At 71.3% G+C, this 19,087-nt stretch carries 18 protein-coding genes and 1 rRNA gene; 12 read left to right on the forward strand and 7 right to left on the reverse strand.

The window, feature by feature from the left end:
- Positions 1-133: 133 nt before the first annotated feature.
- Positions 134-826 carry a FadR/GntR family transcriptional regulator gene (locus tag ACIHCX_RS04720; protein ID WP_400026509.1) on the reverse strand — a complete coding sequence of 231 codons (693 nt, stop codon included), beginning with the start codon at positions 824-826 and terminating at the stop codon, positions 134-136.
- A gap of 82 nt (positions 827-908) precedes the next feature.
- Here ACIHCX_RS04720 and ACIHCX_RS04725 point away from each other — a divergent pair, with 82 nt between their 5' ends.
- The 4 genes from ACIHCX_RS04725 (at position 909) to ACIHCX_RS04740 (ending at position 3,491) form a co-directional block, all read left to right on the forward strand.
- On the forward strand, positions 909-2,261 hold the full coding sequence (locus ACIHCX_RS04725; protein ID WP_400026511.1) for a CynX/NimT family MFS transporter: 1,353 nt from the start codon (positions 909-911) through the stop codon (positions 2,259-2,261).
- Positions 2,262-2,310: 49 nt separating this feature from the next.
- A complete protein-coding gene (locus tag ACIHCX_RS04730; RefSeq protein WP_400026512.1) occupies positions 2,311-2,430 on the forward strand; it encodes an SGM_5486 family transporter-associated protein in 120 nt (39 codons plus the stop codon).
- 211 nt (positions 2,431-2,641) lie between these two features.
- The gene (locus ACIHCX_RS04735; protein ID WP_400026514.1) at positions 2,642-2,851 is read left to right on the forward strand and encodes a hypothetical protein; all 210 of its coding nucleotides are present in this window, start codon (positions 2,642-2,644) and stop codon (positions 2,849-2,851) included.
- A 121-nt stretch (positions 2,852-2,972) separates the two neighbouring features.
- A complete protein-coding gene (locus tag ACIHCX_RS04740; protein WP_400026515.1) occupies positions 2,973-3,491 on the forward strand; it encodes a SixA phosphatase family protein in 519 nt (172 codons plus the stop codon).
- Positions 3,492-3,528: 37 nt separating this feature from the next.
- On the opposite strand, the gene serB is transcribed toward ACIHCX_RS04740, so the two are convergent.
- Together serB and ACIHCX_RS04750 are read right to left on the reverse strand one after the other, a co-directional pair.
- On the reverse strand, positions 3,529-4,737 hold the full coding sequence (serB, locus tag ACIHCX_RS04745; protein WP_400026517.1) for a phosphoserine phosphatase SerB: 1,209 nt from the start codon (positions 4,735-4,737) through the stop codon (positions 3,529-3,531).
- A 108-nt stretch (positions 4,738-4,845) separates the two neighbouring features.
- Positions 4,846-6,903, reverse strand: coding sequence for a streptophobe family protein (locus ACIHCX_RS04750; RefSeq protein WP_400026519.1), 2,058 nt, complete (start codon positions 6,901-6,903; stop codon positions 4,846-4,848).
- Positions 6,904-7,144: 241 nt separating this feature from the next.
- Here ACIHCX_RS04750 and ACIHCX_RS04755 point away from each other — a divergent pair, with 241 nt between their 5' ends.
- Positions 7,145-9,670, forward strand: a complete 2,526-nt coding sequence (locus tag ACIHCX_RS04755; RefSeq protein WP_400026521.1) for an FHA domain-containing protein — start codon at positions 7,145-7,147, stop codon at positions 9,668-9,670.
- Between the two features lie 83 nt (positions 9,671-9,753).
- Here the strand turns inward: ACIHCX_RS04755 and ACIHCX_RS04760 are convergent, their stop codons facing one another.
- Positions 9,754-10,473: a transglycosylase SLT domain-containing protein gene (locus ACIHCX_RS04760; RefSeq protein WP_400026523.1), complete on the reverse strand. Its 720-nt coding sequence runs from the start codon at positions 10,471-10,473 to the stop codon at positions 9,754-9,756.
- A 484-nt stretch (positions 10,474-10,957) separates the two neighbouring features.
- On the opposite strand from ACIHCX_RS04760, the gene ACIHCX_RS04765 reads away from it, so the two are divergent.
- Both ACIHCX_RS04765 and ACIHCX_RS04770 read left to right on the forward strand, forming a co-directional pair.
- Positions 10,958-12,103: a GAF domain-containing sensor histidine kinase gene (locus ACIHCX_RS04765; RefSeq protein WP_400026525.1), complete on the forward strand. Its 1,146-nt coding sequence runs from the start codon at positions 10,958-10,960 to the stop codon at positions 12,101-12,103.
- Positions 12,096-12,737, forward strand: coding sequence for a response regulator (locus tag ACIHCX_RS04770; protein ID WP_400026527.1), 642 nt, complete (start codon positions 12,096-12,098; stop codon positions 12,735-12,737). The genes ACIHCX_RS04765 and ACIHCX_RS04770 overlap by 8 nt, the downstream gene beginning before the upstream one ends.
- 252 nt (positions 12,738-12,989) lie before the next feature.
- On the opposite strand, the gene ACIHCX_RS04775 is transcribed toward ACIHCX_RS04770, so the two are convergent.
- On the reverse strand, positions 12,990-13,778 hold the full coding sequence (locus ACIHCX_RS04775; protein WP_400026529.1) for a hypothetical protein: 789 nt from the start codon (positions 13,776-13,778) through the stop codon (positions 12,990-12,992).
- Positions 13,779-13,930: 152 nt separating this feature from the next.
- On the opposite strand from ACIHCX_RS04775, the gene ACIHCX_RS04780 reads away from it, so the two are divergent.
- From ACIHCX_RS04780 to ACIHCX_RS04790, 3 genes are all read left to right on the forward strand, one after another.
- The gene (locus tag ACIHCX_RS04780) at positions 13,931-14,728 is read left to right on the forward strand and encodes an ABC transporter ATP-binding protein (RefSeq protein WP_400026531.1); all 798 of its coding nucleotides are present in this window, start codon (positions 13,931-13,933) and stop codon (positions 14,726-14,728) included.
- A gap of 51 nt (positions 14,729-14,779) precedes the next feature.
- Positions 14,780-15,211, forward strand: coding sequence for an NfeD family protein (locus ACIHCX_RS04785; RefSeq protein WP_400026533.1), 432 nt, complete (start codon positions 14,780-14,782; stop codon positions 15,209-15,211).
- 141 nt (positions 15,212-15,352) lie between these two features.
- Positions 15,353-16,294, forward strand: coding sequence for an SPFH domain-containing protein (locus ACIHCX_RS04790; RefSeq protein WP_400026535.1), 942 nt, complete (start codon positions 15,353-15,355; stop codon positions 16,292-16,294).
- Between the two features lie 89 nt (positions 16,295-16,383).
- On the opposite strand, the gene ACIHCX_RS04795 is transcribed toward ACIHCX_RS04790, so the two are convergent.
- Both ACIHCX_RS04795 and ACIHCX_RS04800 read right to left on the reverse strand, forming a co-directional pair.
- Positions 16,384-16,890, reverse strand: coding sequence for an HNH endonuclease (locus ACIHCX_RS04795; protein ID WP_400026537.1), 507 nt, complete (start codon positions 16,888-16,890; stop codon positions 16,384-16,386).
- Positions 16,891-17,054: 164 nt separating this feature from the next.
- On the reverse strand, positions 17,055-17,594 hold the full coding sequence (locus ACIHCX_RS04800; protein ID WP_400026539.1) for a YbhB/YbcL family Raf kinase inhibitor-like protein: 540 nt from the start codon (positions 17,592-17,594) through the stop codon (positions 17,055-17,057).
- A 124-nt stretch (positions 17,595-17,718) separates the two neighbouring features.
- Between ACIHCX_RS04800 and ACIHCX_RS04805 the strand changes: the two genes are divergently transcribed.
- Both ACIHCX_RS04805 and ACIHCX_RS04810 read left to right on the forward strand, forming a co-directional pair.
- Positions 17,719-18,330 carry a DNA-3-methyladenine glycosylase gene (locus tag ACIHCX_RS04805; protein ID WP_400026541.1) on the forward strand — a complete coding sequence of 204 codons (612 nt, stop codon included), beginning with the start codon at positions 17,719-17,721 and terminating at the stop codon, positions 18,328-18,330.
- Between the two features lie 669 nt (positions 18,331-18,999).
- A 16S ribosomal RNA gene (locus ACIHCX_RS04810) occupies positions 19,000-19,087 on the forward strand; the annotation flags it as partial.

The following is a 19,087-nucleotide window of genomic DNA, read 5'->3' on the forward strand; positions in this document are numbered from 1 at the left end:
TGCCGCTGGGGCCTGGCCGGGTCCCAGCGACGTCCGAGGGCCCGCACCCCGAGGGGGTGCGGGCCCTCCGCGTTCCCGCGCGGGCCGTTCGGACGACCGGCCGCCGCGGGAAGGAAGGCGCGCTCGGTCCGGGTCACTCACCCGCGGGCGAGGTGAACCGGCCCGGACGGCACATCAGCGGATAGGTCGCCGCCGCGGCGGCGGCCGCCTCGCGGTCGCCCGCTCGGATCGCGTCGAGCAGCCGGGCGTGGTCCATGTACGTGTCCGGCGTCAGCTCCGCGCCGATGTCCGCGCGCAGCCAGTCCCGCAGCACCTCGCCCAGATCCGCGTACATCGCGGTCATGACGTCGTTGTGGGCGGCGGCCACCACCGCCAGATGAAAGGTGGCGTCCGCGGTCACGAACGCCTCCGTGTCACCGGACTCCCAGGCCTCCTCGCGGCGCAGCCACTGCGCGTGGAGCTGCTTGAGGTCCTTCTCGGTGCGCCGCTCCGCGGCCAGCCCCGCCGCGGTCGACTCCAGCGTGGAGCGCAGCTCGGCGATGTGCTGCGGATCGGCGTCGGCGAACCTGCGGTGCATCACGCCCGCCAGCTCGCTGGTCGCCACGACGTACGTGCCCGAACCCTGGCGGATGTCCAGCAGGCCGTTGTGGGCCAGCGCCCGGACCGCCTCGCGGACGGTGTTGCGGGCGACACCGAGCTGCTCCACCAGCTCCGGTTCTGTCGGGATGCGGGAACCGACCGGCCACTCGCCCGTGGCGATCTGGCCACGCAGCGCGGCGATGATCTGTTCGGACAGCGCCGACCGGCGCGGCTGGCTCAGAGACATGGCACACCTTCGGACACGTGACCCGGGGGCGGACCCCCGAGCCGTCGACAACCAATCATCCCATCATTCTATGATGGTGCTCATGCCACGCGAGGAAACGACCCGAACGACGACCCCGACCACCGAACGCACCCCGGCCGCGACGACCGGGTCCCCGTCCGTCCCGGAACCGGAACCGCATGGCCTGCGGGCGTCCGGCGCCGCGCGCGCGTGGACCACGCGCCTGGTCGTCGTCGGCCTCGTGCTGTCCGCGCTGAACCTCCGCCCCGCCATCACCAGCCTCGGCGCGCTCCTGGAGGAGGTCCGCCAGGGTCTCGGCATGAGCGGCAGCGTGGCCGGTCTGCTCACCTCCGTGCCGCCGCTCTGCTTCGCCGCCTTCGGCGTCATGGCCCCCCGGCTGGCCCGCCGCTTCGGACCGGCCGCGGTGGTGTGCTCGGGCATGCTCGCCATCGCCGCCGGACTGGTGATACGCCCCTACGCGGGCAGCACGGCCGCGTTCCTCGCCGCCAGCGCGCTGGCCCTCATGGGCATCGCCGTCAGCAACATCCTGATGCCGGTCATCGTCAAGCGCTGGTTCCCCGACCAGGTCGGCACCATGACCGGTCTGTACTCGATGGCCCTCGCCCTCGGCACCTCGGCCGCCGCCGCGGTGACCGTGCCGCTGACCGGGGCGCTCGGCGGCAACTGGCGGTCCGGACTGTCGGTGTGGGCCCTGCTCGCCGCGGTGGCGGTGCTGCCGTGGCTGCCGCTGGTACGGGACCGGGGCGCCCGGTCCGCCGCGCGGACGACGGCCCGTACCGGATCCGTGTCCGAGGCGCCGGCCCACGCGCGGGAGGCGCAGGCGCCGCCGCTGCGCATCGCCCGCAGCCGTACCGCCTGGGCGCTGGCCGTCTTCTTCGGGCTCCAGGCGACCGCCGCCTACATCACCATGGGCTGGATGGCCCAGATCTTCCGGGACGCGGGCGTGCCCGCCGGCAAGGCCGGGCTGCTCCTCGCCGTGACGATGGCGATGGGGGTGCCGCTGGCCTTCGTCATCCCGCGCCTGGCCACCCGGCTGCCCCACCAGGGCCCGATCGTGCTGGTGCTCGGGGTCTGTGGCCTGGCCGGCTACACCGGTCTCTACCTCGCGCCCGCCGCCGGCTCCTGGGCCTGGGCCCTGCTCCTCGGGATCGCCAACTGCGCCTTCCCGCTCGCGCTCACGATGGTCGGCATGCGGGCCAGGACCGGTCAGGGCGTGGCCCAGCTGTCCGCGTTCGCCCAGAGCACCGGCTATCTGATCTCCATCCCGGGCCCGCTCCTGGTGGGCGTGCTGTACCAGAGCAGCGGCGGCTGGGGGCTGCCCATCGCGCTCATGGCCGGCCTGATGGTGCCGCAGATGGTGGTGGGATACGTGGCGGGCCGCAACCGCACGGTGGAGGACGAGGCGACGCGCTGAGGCGGACCCGGAGGCCGCGTTCCGGACGAAGGGTGCGAGACTGGGGCGCATGCAGCCTGTGCTCGACCCGAACCCCAAGAACGGCCAGCGGAAGATGCTGCTCGTCCTCGGCGCGTTCTTCGCCATCTTCGTGATCATCGCCATCGTCGCGACCCTCGCGGCGCCGTGACCCCCGCGGCGCACGTGCGTCCCGTGACGCCCGCGCGTCCGTGAGCCCGGTCCTCAGGGTCGATGGTGGGGTTAACCCCCCATCCCCTAGGGGGCGCGGGTCAGGGGGAAGTGGGTGGATCACCGGATGGGCCGGGGCGCGCCGGTTCCGTAGCTTCGAGATGTGACCGCGAAAGGCGGTCCGCGGACCTCGGAGACCAGCGGAGGCGATCATGTCGGCCCCTACGCACACCCGGCCCCGCCCGGCGACCACGGGCGCCGGCGTCGACCCCCGGCTGCCGTGGTGGGCCCTGGCGCTGCCCGTGCTGGCCTTCGTCGTGCTGCTCCTCCTCATCCGCAACCCGGCGGACGCGCAGGCGGCCACCGGCGACCCCGCGATCACCCAACTGCTCCGGCACGCCCGGGAACTGCTCGCCCTCTGACGGCCCCGGGCAGGCGCCGGGACGCCGTCCCCGGACCCGGCCGCGTGCCCTCCGCCCCGGCCAAGAAGTCGCATGTCAACTCCCTGCGCCCCATGGCCTGTTTCATGCGAAGCTGGGACGCATGAGCGTCGCAGAACCCCGCAGGATTGTCCTCTTCCGGCATGCGAAAGCCGACTGGCCGCAGGTGACCGACCACGAACGACCACTCGCCGAGCGGGGCCGTACGGACGCCGCAGTCGCCGGCCGCAGGCTGGCCGACACCGGTGTTCCCTTCGACCTGGCCCTGTGCTCGACCGCGACCCGAACCCGCGAGACCTGGAAGCTCGCCGTCCACGAGTTGCCGCATCGGCCGAAGACCGTCTACGAGGAGCGGGTCTACGACGCCTCGCCCGGCGAGCTGATCACCGTGCTGAACGAGACGCCGGACGATGTGCGGAACCTGGTCCTCATCGGCCACAACCCGGGTATCCAGGGACTGGCCGAGGTGCTGTCCGGCTCGGCCGAGGAGGACGCCCGCGAGCGGATGAGCCGCCGTGGGTTCCCGGCCGCCGCGTTCGCCGTGGTGTCCTTCGACGGCTCCTGGAAGGCCCTGGAGCCGGGCGTGGCCACCCTGCTCGACTACTGGGCGCCGTCGGAGTAGCCCGACGGCGATGCGGGAGGCGGCCGGCGCAGGCCGCTCAGCCCTCCTCGTGCGCGTCCGCCGCCTCGACCTCTTCGCGGGTGACCCCGAGCAGGTACAGGACCGTGTCGAGGAACGGCACGTTCACGGCCGTGTGCGCCGCCTCCCGCACCACCGGCTTGGCGTTGAAGGCGACCCCGAGGCCGGCCGCGTTGAGCATGTCCAGGTCGTTCGCGCCGTCACCGATCGCGACCGTCTGCGACAGCGGAACGCCCGCCTCGGCGGCGAACCGGCGCAGCAGCCGCGCCTTGCCCGCCCGGTCGACGATCTCGCCGGTGACCCGGCCGGTCAGCTTCCCGTCGACGATCTCCAGGGTGTTGGCCTGCGCGAAGTCCAGCCCGAGCCGCTCCTTCAGATCGTCCGTGACCTGGGTGAATCCACCCGAGACGACACCGACCTGGTAACCGAGCCGCTTGAGCGTGCGGATCAGGGTGCGCGCGCCCGGCGTCAGGCGCACCTCGCTGCGCACCTTGTCCACCACGGAGGCGTCCAGCCCCTCCAGCAGGGCCACGCGCGCGTGCAGCGACTGCTCGAAGTCCAGCTCGCCGCGCATCGCCGCCGCCGTCACCTCGGCGACCTTGTCCTCGCAGCCGGCGTGGCCGGCGAACAGTTCGATCACCTCGTCCTGGATGAGCGTGGAGTCCACGTCCATGACGACCAGGCGCTGGGCCCGCCGGTGCAGGCCCGCCCCGACGACCGCGACATCGACACCGAGTGCCGCGGCCTCTGTCGCCAGCGCGGTGCGCAGCGGCTCCGTCTCCACGCCGGACACCGCGAACTCCACCGCCGTCACCGGGTACTTGGCCAGCCGGAAGATCCGGTCGATGTTGCCGCCGACGCGGGTGATCCGCGCGGCGATCCGGGCGGTCGCCTCGGCGGTGAGCGGGTGGCCGAGAACGGTGACCAGCGAGCGGCCGAGGCCGCGCGGCCGGTTGTCGCCGCGGCCGGAGATGATCTCCGCCTGCATCTTCATCGACTCGGCCCAGCTGTGCACGGTGGCCCGCAGATCGCCCTCCAGCGCGGCGGGCGGCTGGGTGACGAGCGCGCACAGCACGATCCGGCCACGGGTGACGACCTGCTCGATGTCGACCACGTCGACGGAGTAGGCGGCGAGGGTGTCGAAGAGGCCGGCCGTGATGCCCGGCCTGTCCTTCCCGAAGATCTTGACGAGAAGAGTGGGATCGGCAGAGGTCTGCGAAGCGCTCATGGTGTTTCCACCGTATCCGGCACCCAGTGCCCGCTGCCCCTCAGGTCCGCCTGACGGACAGCGAACAACAGGTGTCCGCCGGATGGCGACCTCGATACCGCCCGGGGCTCACGTCTCCGGAGACCGGGGCGGCGTCGGCGGCCTCGGTGGCGGCGGAGGCGCCGTACCGTCGCCCGGCGCTCCCGGCGCTCCCGGCGCTCCCGGCGCTCCCGGCGCTCCCGGCGCTCCCGGCGCTCCCGGCGCTCCCGGCGGCCGAGGGGGCCGAGTGGGCCGAGGGGGTGGTCCCGGGGGAGGAAGGGGCTGCACAGGGCCGACCACCGTGGGCGCCTCGTACACGTCGCCACCCGAAGTCCCCGATCGCCCCGGCCCACCGCTGCCCGGTCCGCCCGCCCTGCCCGGCTCGGTGGGCTCCGCCCAGCCGGGCTGCCGTCGGCCGTCGGAGGGACGGCCGTCCGCCGGAGTGGCGTGCTGTGGGTCTCGCGATCCGCCCGGAGCTGCCGGCCGGGTCCGCCGACCGCCGGGTCCGCCCGGCTCGGTGGACTCCGCCCCGCCGGACTTCCCCCGGCCGTCCGGAGGGCGGGCGTCCTGCGGATTCCGCAGCTCGTCCGGCAGGCGCAGGTAGGGGTTGGTGTGCGGGTTCGGGGGGCGGTGCGGCGTCTTCGGCGCGTAGGGGCTTCCCGGCGCGTGGGCCGCAACCTCTGAGGCGTCCCCTGCCACGACGGCCCTGTCACCTCGTGCCAAGGGCGCCGCACGACGGCCGGCGGCTCCGGTCGCGCTCGCCAGCAGGGCGCCGGCGGCGCCCGCGCCGGCCCCCCACACGGCGCCGAGCAGCAGCGCCGTGCCCAGATGCCCGCGCAGCTCCACACCGGCGCCGAACGCGTCGAAGCCGAGTACGGACAAGGACGCGTCCACCGACACCTCGGTCAGCCACGCGAGCAGCGGCAGCGCCAGCGCGGTGGTGATGCCCAGCCGCAGCGCGCACCGCCCCGCGAAGCCGAGAACGCCCCGGCGCGGGGCCGCCTCCACCCGAGCCTCCACCGGTGCCTCCACCGGCGCCCCCACGGGTGTCCGCACCGCCGTCAGCACCCCCGCCAGCAGCATCACCAGCGCCGCCGCGACGCCCAGCAACCACACCCGGCCGTCCAGGTCGGCCAGCCGGGACAGCGTGACCGGCTGGTCGGAGTGCGCGGTCAGCAGCCTGTCCAGCGGGTCCGGCAGAAGCCCGGTCAGTCCGCCGGTCGCCCTGCCGTCCCAGGGGACGAAGAGGCCGATCGGGAGGCCGAGCCACACCCCGTTGGGGGCGCCGAGCAGCGCCGCACCCGCGATACGCCGGGGATGGTCGTCGCCGACCGCCGCGTACGCGGCCGCCGCGAGCCCCGCCGCCACGGCGACGACCAGCACCGTGACGAGCGCCGACACGGCCGGCCGCACCACCCGGTGCACGGCGTCCCAGCCGCGCGGCAGCGGCGTGCGGCGCGAGGCGAGCAGCGCGATCAGCAGGACCCCGGCCGACCAGCCGAGTCCGCCCAGCAGGGTCGGCGCCGTGTCGACCGTGAAACCGACCGCCGCCTTGGCGTCGACGAGCCCGCCGACGCGGTCGGGCAGGAGCCCGCCGATGTCCCCCAGATCACCGAGCCCGGGAATGCTCACGCCGCCGGATCCCGCGCCGCCCGGCAGCCTGCCGAGCCCGAGCGAGCGCCCGTCGATCGTGACGACGTCGTGCCCCGCCCAGGCCAGCCCGCCCAGCACCGCCACGAACAGCGCCACCACCGCGGCCGCCCGGGCCAGGAGTTCGGCCGGGGCGATCACAACTCCCGCCGTGCGCAAGGACCGTAGGAAGACCCACGACAGCAGCAGCGCCCCGACCAGGCTCACTCCCAGTGGCGTGATCTGGAGGGCGGTGTGCGCCTCGGCGCCCTTCAGACCGAACGCGGACACGTCGCCGGACGGCGTGACCGAACCACCCGCCCCGAGTGCCACCACCGCCGCGGTCATCGTTCCGAGCGAACCCGCCGCGTCGGCCCGCAGCAGATGCAGCCCGAGCGCGGCCGTACCCGCCATGCCGATCAACGCCCAGCTCACGGAGGCGATCGCCGACAGCAGCACGTCGAGCCAGGGCAGGCGGGCATCGCGCCTCGCGGTCCCGACACCCGTGGCAGCGCTCATGGCAGACCCCCCGATCCGCGGCGCGGCCCGGCCGCCGCGCATGTCCCCTCGCCTGAAATACCACTCTGCGGCCGGGTTTCAACCCCGTCGGCGAAAAAGCAGTCGAAGCGGACGTACACACTCTTCACAAGGCCCGGCTTTCGGTCAGCGGGCTGAGCCTGGAATAGTTCCCCACGATGTTCGACATCCCTAGACTCCCCGCGACGGGGGCAATTCGGGGGACAACTCAGTGGGGCTTGGAGTGCCGGAACTCGTACTGGAAACCAATGGACGAACCTGGACGCTCGACCCGTCCAGGTCCTACACCCTGGGACGTGATCCGCAGGGGGACATCGTGTTCGACGACGCCAGGGTCTCCTGGCGTCACGCCACGGTCAGCTTCAACGGCAGCAGTTGGGTCATCGAGGACCACGGCAGCACCAACGGCACGTTCGCGCAGGGCCGGCGGATCCACCAGCTGGAGCTCGGTCCCGGCGCGGCCGTCCATCTCGGCAACGCGACCGACGGGCCGGTGCTGAGCCTTCTGGGCGCCGCGGCCCCGGCGGCGACGCCGCAGGCCCAGCCCCAGCAGCAGCCGTACGCGGCCCAGGGCGCGAACCCCGGCTGGGCGCAGCAGCCGGCACCGCAGCAGCAGCCCCCGCAGGCCGACTGGCAGAAACCGCAGCAGCCGCAGCAGACGCCGTCGATCCCGCAGCAGCAGGGCCCCGGCAGCGGCGCGGGGGCGCCACCGGTCTACGGCGACCGCAGCCCGACGACGTTCCACCAGTTCTCGCTCGGCCGCGTGATGCGCATCGGCCGTGCCCTGGAGAACGACCTGGTCGTCTCCGACCTCCAGGTCTCCCGCAACCACGCGGAGTTCCACGCCACGCCCGACGGCCGTTTCGAGATCAGGGATCTCGGCTCGCACAACGGCACGTACGTCAACGGCCACCCGGTTCCCAAGGGCGGCTCGGTGCAGCTCGGCCCGACCGACATCGTCGGCGTCGGCCACTCGACGTTCCGGATCGTCGGCGACCGGCTGGAGGAGTTCGTCGACACCGGTGAGGTGTCCTTCTCCGCCCGCCACCTGACCGTGACGGTCGACGGCGGCAAGCAGATCCTGCGGGACGTCTCCTTCGGCCTCCCGGAGAAGTCGCTGGTCGGAGTCATCGGCCCGTCCGGTTCCGGCAAGTCGACGCTGCTGAACGCGCTCACCGGCTACCGGCCTGCCAACCAGGGCGAGGTCCTCTACGACCACCGGAACCTCTACAAGCAGTTCGCCGAGCTGCGCCGGCGCATCGGCCTGGTCCCGCAGGACGACATCCTGCACAAGGAGCTGGCCGTCAAGAAGGCTCTGACGTACGCGGCCAAGCTGCGCTTCCCGGCCGACACCACGGCGGCCGAACGCGAGGCCCGCATAGACGAGGTGCTGCGCGAGCTGAAGCTGGACGTCCACAAGGACAAGAAGGTCACCTCCCTCTCGGGCGGCCAGCGCAAGCGCGTCTCGGTGGCCCTGGAGCTGCTCACCAAGCCGTCGCTGATCTTCCTGGACGAGCCGACCTCCGGTCTCGACCCGGGCATGGACCGCGACGTCATGCAGCTGCTGCGGGGACTGGCCGACGACGGCCGCACGGTCCTCGTCGTCACCCACTCGGTGGCCGAACTGGCCCTGTGCGACAAGCTCCTGGTGATGGCGCCGGGCGGCGCCGTGGCCTACTTCGGCCCGCCGGAGGAGGCGCTGAACTTCTTCGGCTACGACACCTGGGCCGATGTGTTCTCCGCCTTCGAGAACTACCGCGACTACGACTGGGCGGGCCGCTGGAAGGGCTCGCAGCACTACCAGATGTACGCCGCGGACGTCGACGCCGTCGAGCCGCAGTCCGTACACGCGCCTGTGCCGCAGGCCATCAAGCCGCCCAAGCCGCAGGGCTGGGGCTCGCAGCTGATGACCCTGATCCGCCGCTACGTGTCGGTGATCGCCTCCGACAAGGGCTTCCTGGCGCTGTCGGTGATTCTGCCGGCGGTGATCGGCGCGGTCAGCCTGCTCATCGACCACAACCGCGGTCTGCTGGTCAATGAGCAGGTCAACCCGAGGACGGGGCTGCACATCCCGAACGGCACGGCGACCACCGTGCTGTTGATCATCGCGGTCGGTGCCTGCTTCGCGGGCGCCGCGAACTCCGTCCGCGAGCTGATCAAGGAACGGGTCATCTACGAGCGGGAACGCGCCACCGGCCTGTCCCGTTCGGCGTATCTGATGTCCAAGGTCGTCGTGCTCGGCGTGGTCACCATGCTGCAGGGCCTGATGGTCGGCCTGATCGGCTTCTCCAGCCGTGAGATCCCCGACCAGGGCCTGATCCTGGGCAGCGCGACGCTGTTCGAGCTGTGCCTGCCGATCATGGCGCTCGGCTTCGCCTCGATGATGTTCGGCCTGGTCATCTCCTCGCTGGTGAAGACCGCCGAGAAGACCATGCCGCTGCTGGTGATGTTCGCCATCGTCCAGGTCGTGTTCACCGGCTGCCTGTTCACGCTGAACGGCACCATCGGCGTCAACGAGTTCTCGTACCTGATGCCGTCGCGCTGGGCGGTGGCCGCCGCCGGTACCACGCTGGACTTCAACAACATCGCCCCGAACACCGACGACCCGACCAGCACCGACCCGCTGTGGGACCACACGGCCTCCGCCTGGGGCCTCGACATGGTCGCGCTGATCGCGCTCGGTGTCGTGTGCGGCTTCCTGGTGGCGCGCTTCCTGCGCCGCCACGAGCCGGAGGTCATGCGCAAGTAACCGCGCCGCGCCACCGCCGAAGGGCGGCACCCCGCAGTGGGGTGCCGCCCTTCGGCATGCCGGCCACAGAGGCCGCGCCGGCCTCAGTACGCGCTGTTGACGTGGTCGATGGAACCGTACCGGTGCGCCGCGTAGTTGGCGGCGGCGGTGATGTTGGCGACCGGGTCGTAGATGTTCTTGGACGTGCCGGGCACGTGGTACGCGTTGAAGGTCGGGGGGATGACCTGGAGCAGGCCCTTGGACGGGATGCCGTTGCGGGCGTTGATGTCCCAGTTGTTGATGGCGTTCGGGTTGCCCGAGGACTCCCGCATGATGTTGCGGTGCAGGCCGTTGTAGGAACCGGGGATGTTGTGCTGCTTCATGACGGCGAGCGCCTGCCGGATCCAGCCGTCCAGGTTGTTGCCGTAGCTGGTGTGCGCGGCGACCGTCTGCATGTGCAGGCGGTGGGCGGACCGGTTCGCGGCCTGCTTGGCCGCGTGGGCGGCCTCGGCCCGCTGGGCCGCCTTGGCCTTGTGCAGGGCGGCGGTCACGGCCTGCTGCTTCACGACGGCCTGCCGCTTGGCCGCGATGGCCTGGACCTTCACGCTGTCGCCCGCGAGCTGGTCGGTGACGCTGGCCTTGACGCCCTTGATCGGCTGGGCGCCGAGCTGTACCGGGGCGGCTGCGACGCTGCTCGTCGGTTCGGCATGGCTGGGCGCGGCCGAGAAGGCCACGGCGGCCGCACCGAGGACGGAGACGCCGGCGATGGCGATCCTGCGGGGCTGGGCCAGGGCACGACTGTGACGACGGAAGTTTGCGGGCATGGCGAAATAGACCTCTTCGAGTAGCTCGGAGGTCGCTCTCCGGACTGCGGGAGGGGGTCCGTCCCACACAAACGCCGCGATCGGAAAACCCGCGGCGTTGAGCGACGAGAGCAATTCTTAGCTGCCGCAAAATCTGCTGGCAAAGGTGTGACGTACGAAGCCGGATAGTGGAGCGGAACGGACAAAACGGGACAGACTGGATCGTCTTTCCCGTTCGAAGTGGGCACCTGTGTCTCCTATGTCCGTTCGTACGTGACCTGCGTCCTATGGGTGCCCTCACATCGGGAGGGGGGTTTTCTCACCCTTGGTTGCCGCCGCAACGCTCTGGGTGAGTGGGTCGTCCGGCCGGAGCGGTGATCGTCGCCGCCCCCGACCGGGCCCGCGACTCACCCCGGACCGGGTCGCCGGACCTAGGTCCAGCGACCGGGGCGCGGCCGTCACAGGGCCGATCCGGGCCGCCACACCCCGCCGGTACCGTGAGGACATGAGTCAAGGCCCCAGGTCCGGCCTCGCCGCGGTGAGTTCCGCGCTGCTGGCCATGAGCAGGCACCTCGAGGTGCGCGACGTCCTGAAGACGATCGTCGCCTCGGCCCGCGAACTGCTCGACGCGCAGTACGCCGCCCTCGGCGTACCGGACGACCACGGCGGCTTCGCCCAGTTCGTGGTCGACGGGGTCAGCGAGGAGCAGTGGCGGGCCATCGGCCCGCTCCCGCGCCAGCACGGCATCCTCGCCGCGATGCTGCGCGAGGCCCGGGCCGAGCGCCTCGCGGACCTGCGCGAGGACCCGCGCTTCGAGGGCTGGCCCGCCGCCCACCCGGAGATGTCCGACTTCATCGGCCTGCCGATCCGCGACGGCGACGAGGTCATCGGCGCACTGTTCCTGGCGAACAAGAACTGCGAGAGACCCCAGGGCGGCTGCGGCTTCACCGAGGAGGACGAGGAACTGCTCGCCATCCTCGCCCAGCACGCCGCGATCGCCCTCACCAACGCCCGCCTCTACGAACGCAGCCGCGAGCTGACCATCGCCGAGGAGCGCTCGCGCCTGGCCCATGAACTGCACGACGCGGTCAGCCAGAAACTGTTCTCCCTGCGCCTGACCGCCCAGGCCGCCACCGCCCTCGTCGACCGCGACCCGGCACGCGCGAAGGGCGAGCTGCAGCAGGTGGCCGCGCTCGCCGCCGAGGCAGTCGACGAACTGCGCGCCGCCGTCGTGGAGCTGCGCCCCGCCGCCCTCGACGAGGACGGCCTGGTCGCCACCCTCCGCAACCAGATCCAGGTCCTCGACCGCGCCCACAGCGCGCGCGTCACCTTCACCACCCGCGGTATCCGCGCCCTGCCGGCCGCGCAGGAGGAGGCCATGCTGCGCGTCGCCCAGGAAGCCCTGCACAACGCGCTGCGGCACGCGTGGGCGGACCACGTCGACGTCGCCCTGGACCGCCGCGGCTGCGGTGCCGTCCTGCGGATCACCGACGACGGCGCCGGCTTCGACCCGAAGGCGGTGCGCCGCGCGGGCCGCCACCTCGGCCTGGTCTCCATGCGGGACCGGGCGAGCGGGGTCGGCGGACGGCTGACGGTGGAGTCGGCGCCCGGCAAGGGCACCGCGATCGAGATGGAGGTCCCCGGTGGCTGACGCAATCAAGGTGCTGCTCGTCGACGACCACCAGGTGGTCCGCCGCGGCCTGCGCACCTTCCTGGAGGTGCAGGACGACATCGAGGTCGTCGGCGAGGCCGCGGACGGCGCCGAGGGCGTCGCCCGCGCCGAGGAACTGAGGCCCGACGTCGTCCTCATGGACGTCAAGATGCCCGTCATGGACGGTGTCGAGGCGCTGCGCCGGCTCCGCGAACTCGACAACCCCGCGCGCGTGCTGATCGTCACCAGCTTCACCGAGCAGCGCACGGTGGTCCCGGCCCTGCGCGCGGGCGCCGCCGGATACGTCTACAAGGACGTGGACCCCGACGCGCTCGCCGGCGCCATCCGCTCGGTGCACGCCGGGCACATCCTCCTCCAGCCGGAGGTCGCGGGCGCCCTGCTGTCCCAGGAGGAGAGCAGCTCGGGCCAGGGCCGGGGAACGTCACTGACGGAGCGGGAGCGTGAGGTGCTCGGCCTGATAGCGGACGGCCGCTCGAACCGCGAGATCGCCCGGGCCCTGGTGCTCTCCGAGAAGACCGTCAAGACCCATGTGTCGAACATCCTGATGAAGCTCGACCTGGCGGACCGCACCCAGGCCGCGCTGTGGGCGGTACGCCACGGCCTGAGCGGCTGACCGGGCCTGCCCGGGCTCGTGTCCGCGCTCGCCCGGGCTCGTCGGGGGCAGTGCGGAGGGCGGTCCGGAGAGCAGCCCGGAGGGTCCTACTCCGGACTGAGGTTCATACCGTCGTGGGAATGTCCCCCGGATGGCGCAACCTCCGTGCGGGCCGCCCGTTCTCCAGTGCGTGCCGCGACCGGCGGCCTCCCGGCTCCCCCCGGGAGGCCGCCGGTGGCTCCACGGGCAGCCCGACGCCTCTCACGCCGTCCGTCACCGCGCCCCTTTCTCCCGCTCCTCCAGCACCGAGTTGTACGCCGCCACTTGCGCCCGCCGAGCCGTCCGCTCCACCGGCCGCAGCGCGGCCCCCCGCGCCGCCATCTCGGACGCGCTCACCGCGCCCCCGTGCCCGTTCTCGTACGCCAGCGAGATCAGCAACCCCACCCGCCGCGCCAGCTCCAGCACCCGCACCGCCCGCGCCGGATACCCCGGCGCCAGAACCTCCGGGCCCCGCTCGGCCCGCGCCCGGTACACGTCGATCGCCGCCTCGGCCACCGGCCCCGAACCGGCCACGTCCAGCCGCGACAGCACCGAGGTCGCCTCCCGCAGCGCCTCCGCCAGCTCCCGCTCGGCCTCGCCCAGCGACGGCACATCGGCCGGCGGCGCCTCCCGCACGGGCAGCACGTGCCACAGCACCTCCGCGTGCACATCGCCCTGGGGCCCGGCCTCGTGCACCTCGGGCACCAACCCGAAGGCGGCCCCGTGACAGAGCACCGCCTCCCCGGCCTCCAGCGCCCGCGCGTTGAACTCCGGCGGCCCGCTCAGCCCCAGCGGATGCCCCGGCGCGGGCAGCGCCACCAGCAGCGCGCCCACCCCGATCCCGCGCAGCCGCCCCAGCGCCAGCGTGAGCCCCACCGGCCCCGGCTCCCCGGGCAGCCCCACCACCCGGTGGACCGCGTCGTCCCCGACGATGGCGAGCACGGCGTCGTCCGGCGAGACAAGTCCGGACAAGAGGGAGTTTCCCCAAGCGGCGAGGCGTCCAGAGCGCGGTTCCGTGAGCATGCTCCCACCCTAAGGACCGGACCGATGGAACGGGCCGTCCGGCTCGTGGCGTAGATTCGGTGAGGGCTGCGCCCACCGGCGCGGCGGACCCAGCCACAGGCATACGCGACAGCCGAGACCGGCGGCACACTGCAAGGGGAGACAACGCGCTCATGAGCGATGTTCTGGAGCTTCAGGACGTATCCGTGGTCCGTGAGGGCCGGGCTCTCGTGGACCAGGTCTCCTGGTCGGTCAAGGAGGGTGAGCGCTGGGTCATCCTCGGCCCCAACGGCGCCGGCAAGACCACCCTGCTCAACGTCGCCTCCACCTACCTCTTCCCGAGCAGCGGCACCGCCACCGTCCTCGGCGAGACCCTCGGCAGGCCCGGCACCGACGTCTTCGAGCTGCGCCCCCGTGTCGGCGTGGCCGGCATCGCCCTGGCCGAGAAGCTCCCCAAGAGCCAGACCGTGCTCCAGACCGTCCTGACCGCCGCCTACGGCATGACCGCCGCCTGGCAGGAGGAGTACGAGGACATCGACGAGCAGCGCGCCCGCGCCTTCCTCGACCGCCTCGGCATGAGCGAATACCTGGACCGCAAGTTCGGCACCCTCTCCGAGGGCGAGCGCAAGCGCACCCTGATCGCCCGCGCCCTGATGACCGACCCCGAGCTGCTCCTGCTCGACGAGCCCGCCGCCGGCCTCGACCTCGGCGGCCGCGAGGACCTGGTCCGCCGCCTCGGCCGGCTCGCCCGGGACCCGATCGCCCCCTCGATGATCATGGTCACCCACCATGTCGAGGAGATCGCCCCCGGCTTCACGCACGTTCTGATGATCCGCCAGGGCAAGGTCCTCGCTGCCGGCCCGCTGGAGCTCGAACTCACCTCCCGCAACCTCTCCTTGTGCTTCGGTCTCCCGCTCGTCGTCGAACAGGCCGGTGACCGCTGGACCGCCAAGGGACTGCCGCTGTCCTGAACCCGTCCCGCACCCTGTCCGCCGTCACCGTCCGCGGCCTAACATGACCATGTGAACAACATCGACGCATGGGTGTGGTGGCTGGTCGGCGCGGCGGCGCTCGGAATCCCGCTCGTGGTGACCGCGATGCCGGAGTTCGGCATGTTCGCGGTGGGCGCGGTGGTCGCCGCGGTGGTCGCGGGCTTCGGCTTCGGTGTCGTCGTCCAGGTGCTCACCTTCGTCGTCGTCTCGGTCGCCCTCATCGCCGTCGTCCGGCCCATCGCGGCCCGGCACGGCAAGCAGCGTCCCGAACTGGCCACGGGAGTGGACGCGTTGAAGGGCAAGCAGGCCGTCGTGCTGGAACGCGTCGACGGCGCCGGCGGCCGTATCAAGCTCGCCGGGGAGATCTGGTCGGCCCGCGCGCTCGACACGGACCACGTCTACGAAGCCGGCGAACAGGTCGACGTCGTGGACATCGAGGGCGCCACCGCTGTCGTCATGTGACCTCGCACCAAAGACAACTACGCAAGTGGACGGAACCGGCCACGAGTTGGGCAACGGTCTGTCAGACTCGACCAGCAAGATCTTCGACAACCGTAAGATCTTCCGAAAGAGCCGAGGCGGAGAAGGGTACGGGCAGCAACGATGGCACCGGTCATCATCGTCCTGATCATTCTGGTGGTGTTGGTCTTCATCGCCCTGATCAAGACGATCCAGGTCATCCCACAGGCGAGCGCCGCCATCGTCGAGCGCTTCGGCCGCTACACACGGACACTGAACGCGGGCCTCAACATCGTCGTCCCGTTCATCGACACCATCCGCAACCGCATCGACCTGCGCGAACAGGTCGTCCCGTTCCCGCCGCAGCCGGTGATCACCCAGGACAACCTGGTCGTGAACATCGACACGGTCATCTATTACCAGGTGACCGACGCCCGCGCCGCCACCTACGAGGTCGCCAGCTACATCCAGGCCATCGAGCAGCTCACGGTCACCACCCTGCGCAACATCATCGGTGGCATGGACCTGGAGCGCACCCTGACCTCCCGTGAGGAGATCAACGCGGCCCTGCGCGGCGTCCTCGACGAGGCCACCGGCAAGTGGGGCATCCGCGTCAACCGCGTCGAGCTGAAGGCCATCGAACCGCCCACCTCCATCCAGGACTCGATGGAGAAGCAGATGCGCGCCGACCGTGACAAGCGCGCCGCGATCCTCCAGGCCGAAGGTGTCCGGCAGTCCGAGATCCTGCGCGCCGAGGGTGAGAAGCAGTCCGCGATCCTGATCGCCGAAGGTGAGGCCAAGGCCGCCGCCCTGCGCGCCGAGGGCGAGGCCCAGGCCATCCGTACGGTCTTCGAGTCCATCCACGCCGGAGACCCGGACCAGAAGCTGCTCTCCTACCAGTACCTCCAGATGCTCCCGAAGATCGCCGAGGGCGACGCCAACAAGCTCTGGATCGTGCCCAGCGAGATCGGTGACGCCCTCAAGGGCCTGTCCGGAGCCATCGGCGGCTTCGGCTCCATCGGCGGCGCCCCGGGCGGCAACGCCCCCGCGGCCACCGAGCGCCGCGAGAAGCCGTCCATCGACTGACCCGCCAGTCCGCCATGGCAGTGGGGCCCGCCTTCATCGCGAAGGCGGGCCCCACTGCCATGGAACCAACCGCGGAACCAGCCGTAGAACTAGGCCGCCGACCGGGCCAGCCAGTCGGGAAGCGCCTCCAACTCCTCCTGCCCCAGCGCCAGAAGCATCGCGTCCGCGGGAGTCGGCTCGAACGGCTCCCGCAGCAGCGGCATCCCCGCCTGCTCCGGAGTCCGGTCCGCCTTGCGGTGGTTGTCCTCCGCGCACGAGGCCACCGTGTTCAGCCAGGTGTCCTGCCCGCCCCGCGACCGCGGCACCACGTGGTCCACGGTCGTCGCCCGCCGCCCGCAGTACGCGCACCGGTGCCGGTCCCGTATCAGCACACCCCGTCTCGACCACGGAGCCTGTCTTCGGAACGGCACCCTCACATACCGGCACAGCCGGATCACCCGGGGCGCGGGGATGTCGACCTCCGCGCCACGCAGCCGCAGCTCCGGATGGGCCTGTTCGACCACGGCCTTCGACTGGAGCACCAACACGACCGCTCGCTTCAGCGTCACCGTCGACAGTGGCTCGAAGCTCGCGTTCAGCACCAGCGTGTCCCGCATCCCAGCCCACCTCCCAAGAGCGCCGACCCACCCCCTGGCGGGCTGGATCAACTCTGGCCGGGCGCGCCGGGATGGACAACGCAATAAAAATGCCCGCTCCCGGCCACGTCCAAGACCAGAAGCGGGCAAACGTTCAGTGAACGGCGGCCTGCGCGCCGCGCGGCTCAGCCCTCGGCGGGATTCTCGTACTCGCCGATCAGCTGGGCGCGCGCCAGCGTGTGGAAGCGCAGATTGAAGCCCACCACCGCGGGCGAGGCGTCCGAGTCCGGACCGAGCTTTTCCTGGTCCACCGCGTACACCGTGAACACATACCGGTGCGGTCCGTCCCCGGGCGGCGGCGCGGCACCGCCGAAGTCCTTCGTGCCGTAGTCGTTGCGCGCGTGCACGGCGCCCTGGGGAAGCCCCTTGAACGCGCACCCGCCCGCACCCGCCGGCAGCTCCGTCACCGAGGCCGGGATGTCGAACAGCACCCAGTGCCAGAACCCGCTGCCCGTCGGGGCGTCCGGGTCGTAGCAGGTCACGGCGAAACTCTTGGTCTCCGGCGGGAAACCCGCCCAGCGCAGCTGCGGGGAGGTGTTCCCGCCCGCGTGGACCTGGGCGTCCCCGAGCGTCGCGCCCTCCCGGACGTCGTCGCTCGTGACCGTGAAGGACGGCACGGGCGGATGGAAGTCATGGGGGAGCGGCCGCCGCTTGAGCTCGGTCACCTCGGTACCTCCTGATCGGTTCCTGGATGTTCCCGATCCATGATCCCATCCGGCAGGCCCCCGCTCGTGAGCCGTGATCGCGGCGCCCGACGAAGGTCGCCCACGACATGTCGCGTCGGTCAGCATGAACGGTATGGATCTCGCCCACCCCGCTGAAGAAGTCGCCCCCAAGCTGCTCGGCGCCGTCCTCACCCACCAGACCCCCGAGGGAACCGTGAGCATCACCATCACGGAGACCGAGGCGTACTCCGGCACGGCCGACCCCGCCTCCCACGCCTACCGGGGCAGGACGCCTCGCAACGCCGTCATGTTCGGACCCGCGGGACACCTGTACGTCTACCGGTCTCACGGTCTCCACTGGTGCGCCAACATCGTCACCGGGAGGGACGGCATCGCCTCGGCGGTCCTCATCCGGGCAGGCAGGGTCGTCGAAGGGGAAGACCTGGCACGCACACGGCGAGGGACGAAGGTCGAGAGCCCACGCCTCGCACGCGGCCCGGGGAACTTCTGCCAGGCACTCGGCATCACGGCGGAGCACAACGGCACAGACCTACTGGCAGGCGCCTCGGTCACGCTGTCCGAGGGTGAGCCGGTACCCGCCGCGCTCGTCCGGATCGGTCCTCGGGTGGGCGTGAGCAAAGCCCACGACTGGCAGCACCGCTTCTACCTCGCCGATGACCCGACCGTCTCGGCGTACCGCCTGAGCCCGAGGGCCAAGCCGCCCACCGAGGCCTGAGCCGCAGGCACGCCGAGTGCTGGACATCGGCGCCGCAGCCGATCGGAAGTTGACTCGCCCGCGGAAGGTGCGTAACGTAGCCCAAGCCGCTGAACCGGGTACGGCGATCGCCTGCAGCCGGAGCGGCCAACCCACTACCTACCGTGCACCCCTTCAGCGGGGTCGTTTTCGGTGCGCCCGCGTACCCGAATTCGAACTCGCAGGACTCGATTATGAGTCGCCGGGAGAATCGGCTACCGTAGTGAATGTCGAAAGGCCGACGGACGAAAGCCCAAAAGCCCAGGACAAACCCCGCTGACTGGGGGTCAGGTCGAGAAAAGGATCTGATAGAGTCGGAATCGCCGGAAAGGGAAACGCGAGAGCGGAAACCTGGAAAGCACCGAGGAAATCGGATCGGAAAGATCTGATAGAGTCGGAAACACCGAAGGGAAGCGCCCGGAGGAAAGCCCGAGAGGGTGAGTACGAAGGAAGCGTCCGTTCCTTGAGAACTCAACAGCGTGCCAAAAATCAACGCCAGATATGTTGATACCCCGTCTCCAGCATCCGCTGGGACGAGGTTCCTTTGAAAAAACACAGCGAGGACGCTGTGAACCGAGGGGACTATTCCTCCTCTTGGTTCCGCTCTCGTGATGTGTCACCGGCAGTATTAATTTACTGGCCGAGTAAACATTCACGGAGAGTTTGATCCTGGCTCAGGACGAACGCTGGCGGCGTGCTTAACACATGCAAGTCGAACGATGAACCACTTCGGTGGGGA

This window comes from Streptomyces sp. NPDC052043, assembly GCF_044548235.1.
Lineage (GTDB): Bacteria > Actinomycetota > Actinomycetes > Streptomycetales > Streptomycetaceae > Streptomyces.

Bases quoted from the DNA above. Each gene is read 5' to 3' on its own strand.
- ACIHCX_RS04720 (WP_400026509.1), bottom strand. From the start codon at position 826: ATGTCTCTGAGCCAGCCGCGCCGGTCGGCGCTGTCCGAACAGATCATC.
- ACIHCX_RS04725 (WP_400026511.1), top strand. From the start codon at position 909: ATGCCACGCGAGGAAACGACCCGAACGACGACCCCGACCACCGAACGC.
- ACIHCX_RS04730 (WP_400026512.1), top strand. From the start codon at position 2,311: ATGCAGCCTGTGCTCGACCCGAACCCCAAGAACGGCCAGCGGAAGATG.
- ACIHCX_RS04735 (WP_400026514.1), top strand. From the start codon at position 2,642: ATGTCGGCCCCTACGCACACCCGGCCCCGCCCGGCGACCACGGGCGCC.
- ACIHCX_RS04740 (WP_400026515.1), top strand. From the start codon at position 2,973: ATGAGCGTCGCAGAACCCCGCAGGATTGTCCTCTTCCGGCATGCGAAA.
- serB (WP_400026517.1), bottom strand. From the start codon at position 4,737: ATGAGCGCTTCGCAGACCTCTGCCGATCCCACTCTTCTCGTCAAGATC.
- ACIHCX_RS04750 (WP_400026519.1), bottom strand. From the start codon at position 6,903: ATGAGCGCTGCCACGGGTGTCGGGACCGCGAGGCGCGATGCCCGCCTG.
- ACIHCX_RS04760 (WP_400026523.1), bottom strand. From the start codon at position 10,473: ATGCCCGCAAACTTCCGTCGTCACAGTCGTGCCCTGGCCCAGCCCCGC.
- ACIHCX_RS04765 (WP_400026525.1), top strand. From the start codon at position 10,958: ATGAGTCAAGGCCCCAGGTCCGGCCTCGCCGCGGTGAGTTCCGCGCTG.
- ACIHCX_RS04775 (WP_400026529.1), bottom strand. From the start codon at position 13,778: ATGCTCACGGAACCGCGCTCTGGACGCCTCGCCGCTTGGGGAAACTCC.
- ACIHCX_RS04780 (WP_400026531.1), top strand. From the start codon at position 13,931: ATGAGCGATGTTCTGGAGCTTCAGGACGTATCCGTGGTCCGTGAGGGC.
- ACIHCX_RS04790 (WP_400026535.1), top strand. From the start codon at position 15,353: ATGGCACCGGTCATCATCGTCCTGATCATTCTGGTGGTGTTGGTCTTC.
- ACIHCX_RS04795 (WP_400026537.1), bottom strand. From the start codon at position 16,890: ATGCGGGACACGCTGGTGCTGAACGCGAGCTTCGAGCCACTGTCGACG.
- ACIHCX_RS04805 (WP_400026541.1), top strand. From the start codon at position 17,719: ATGAACGGTATGGATCTCGCCCACCCCGCTGAAGAAGTCGCCCCCAAG.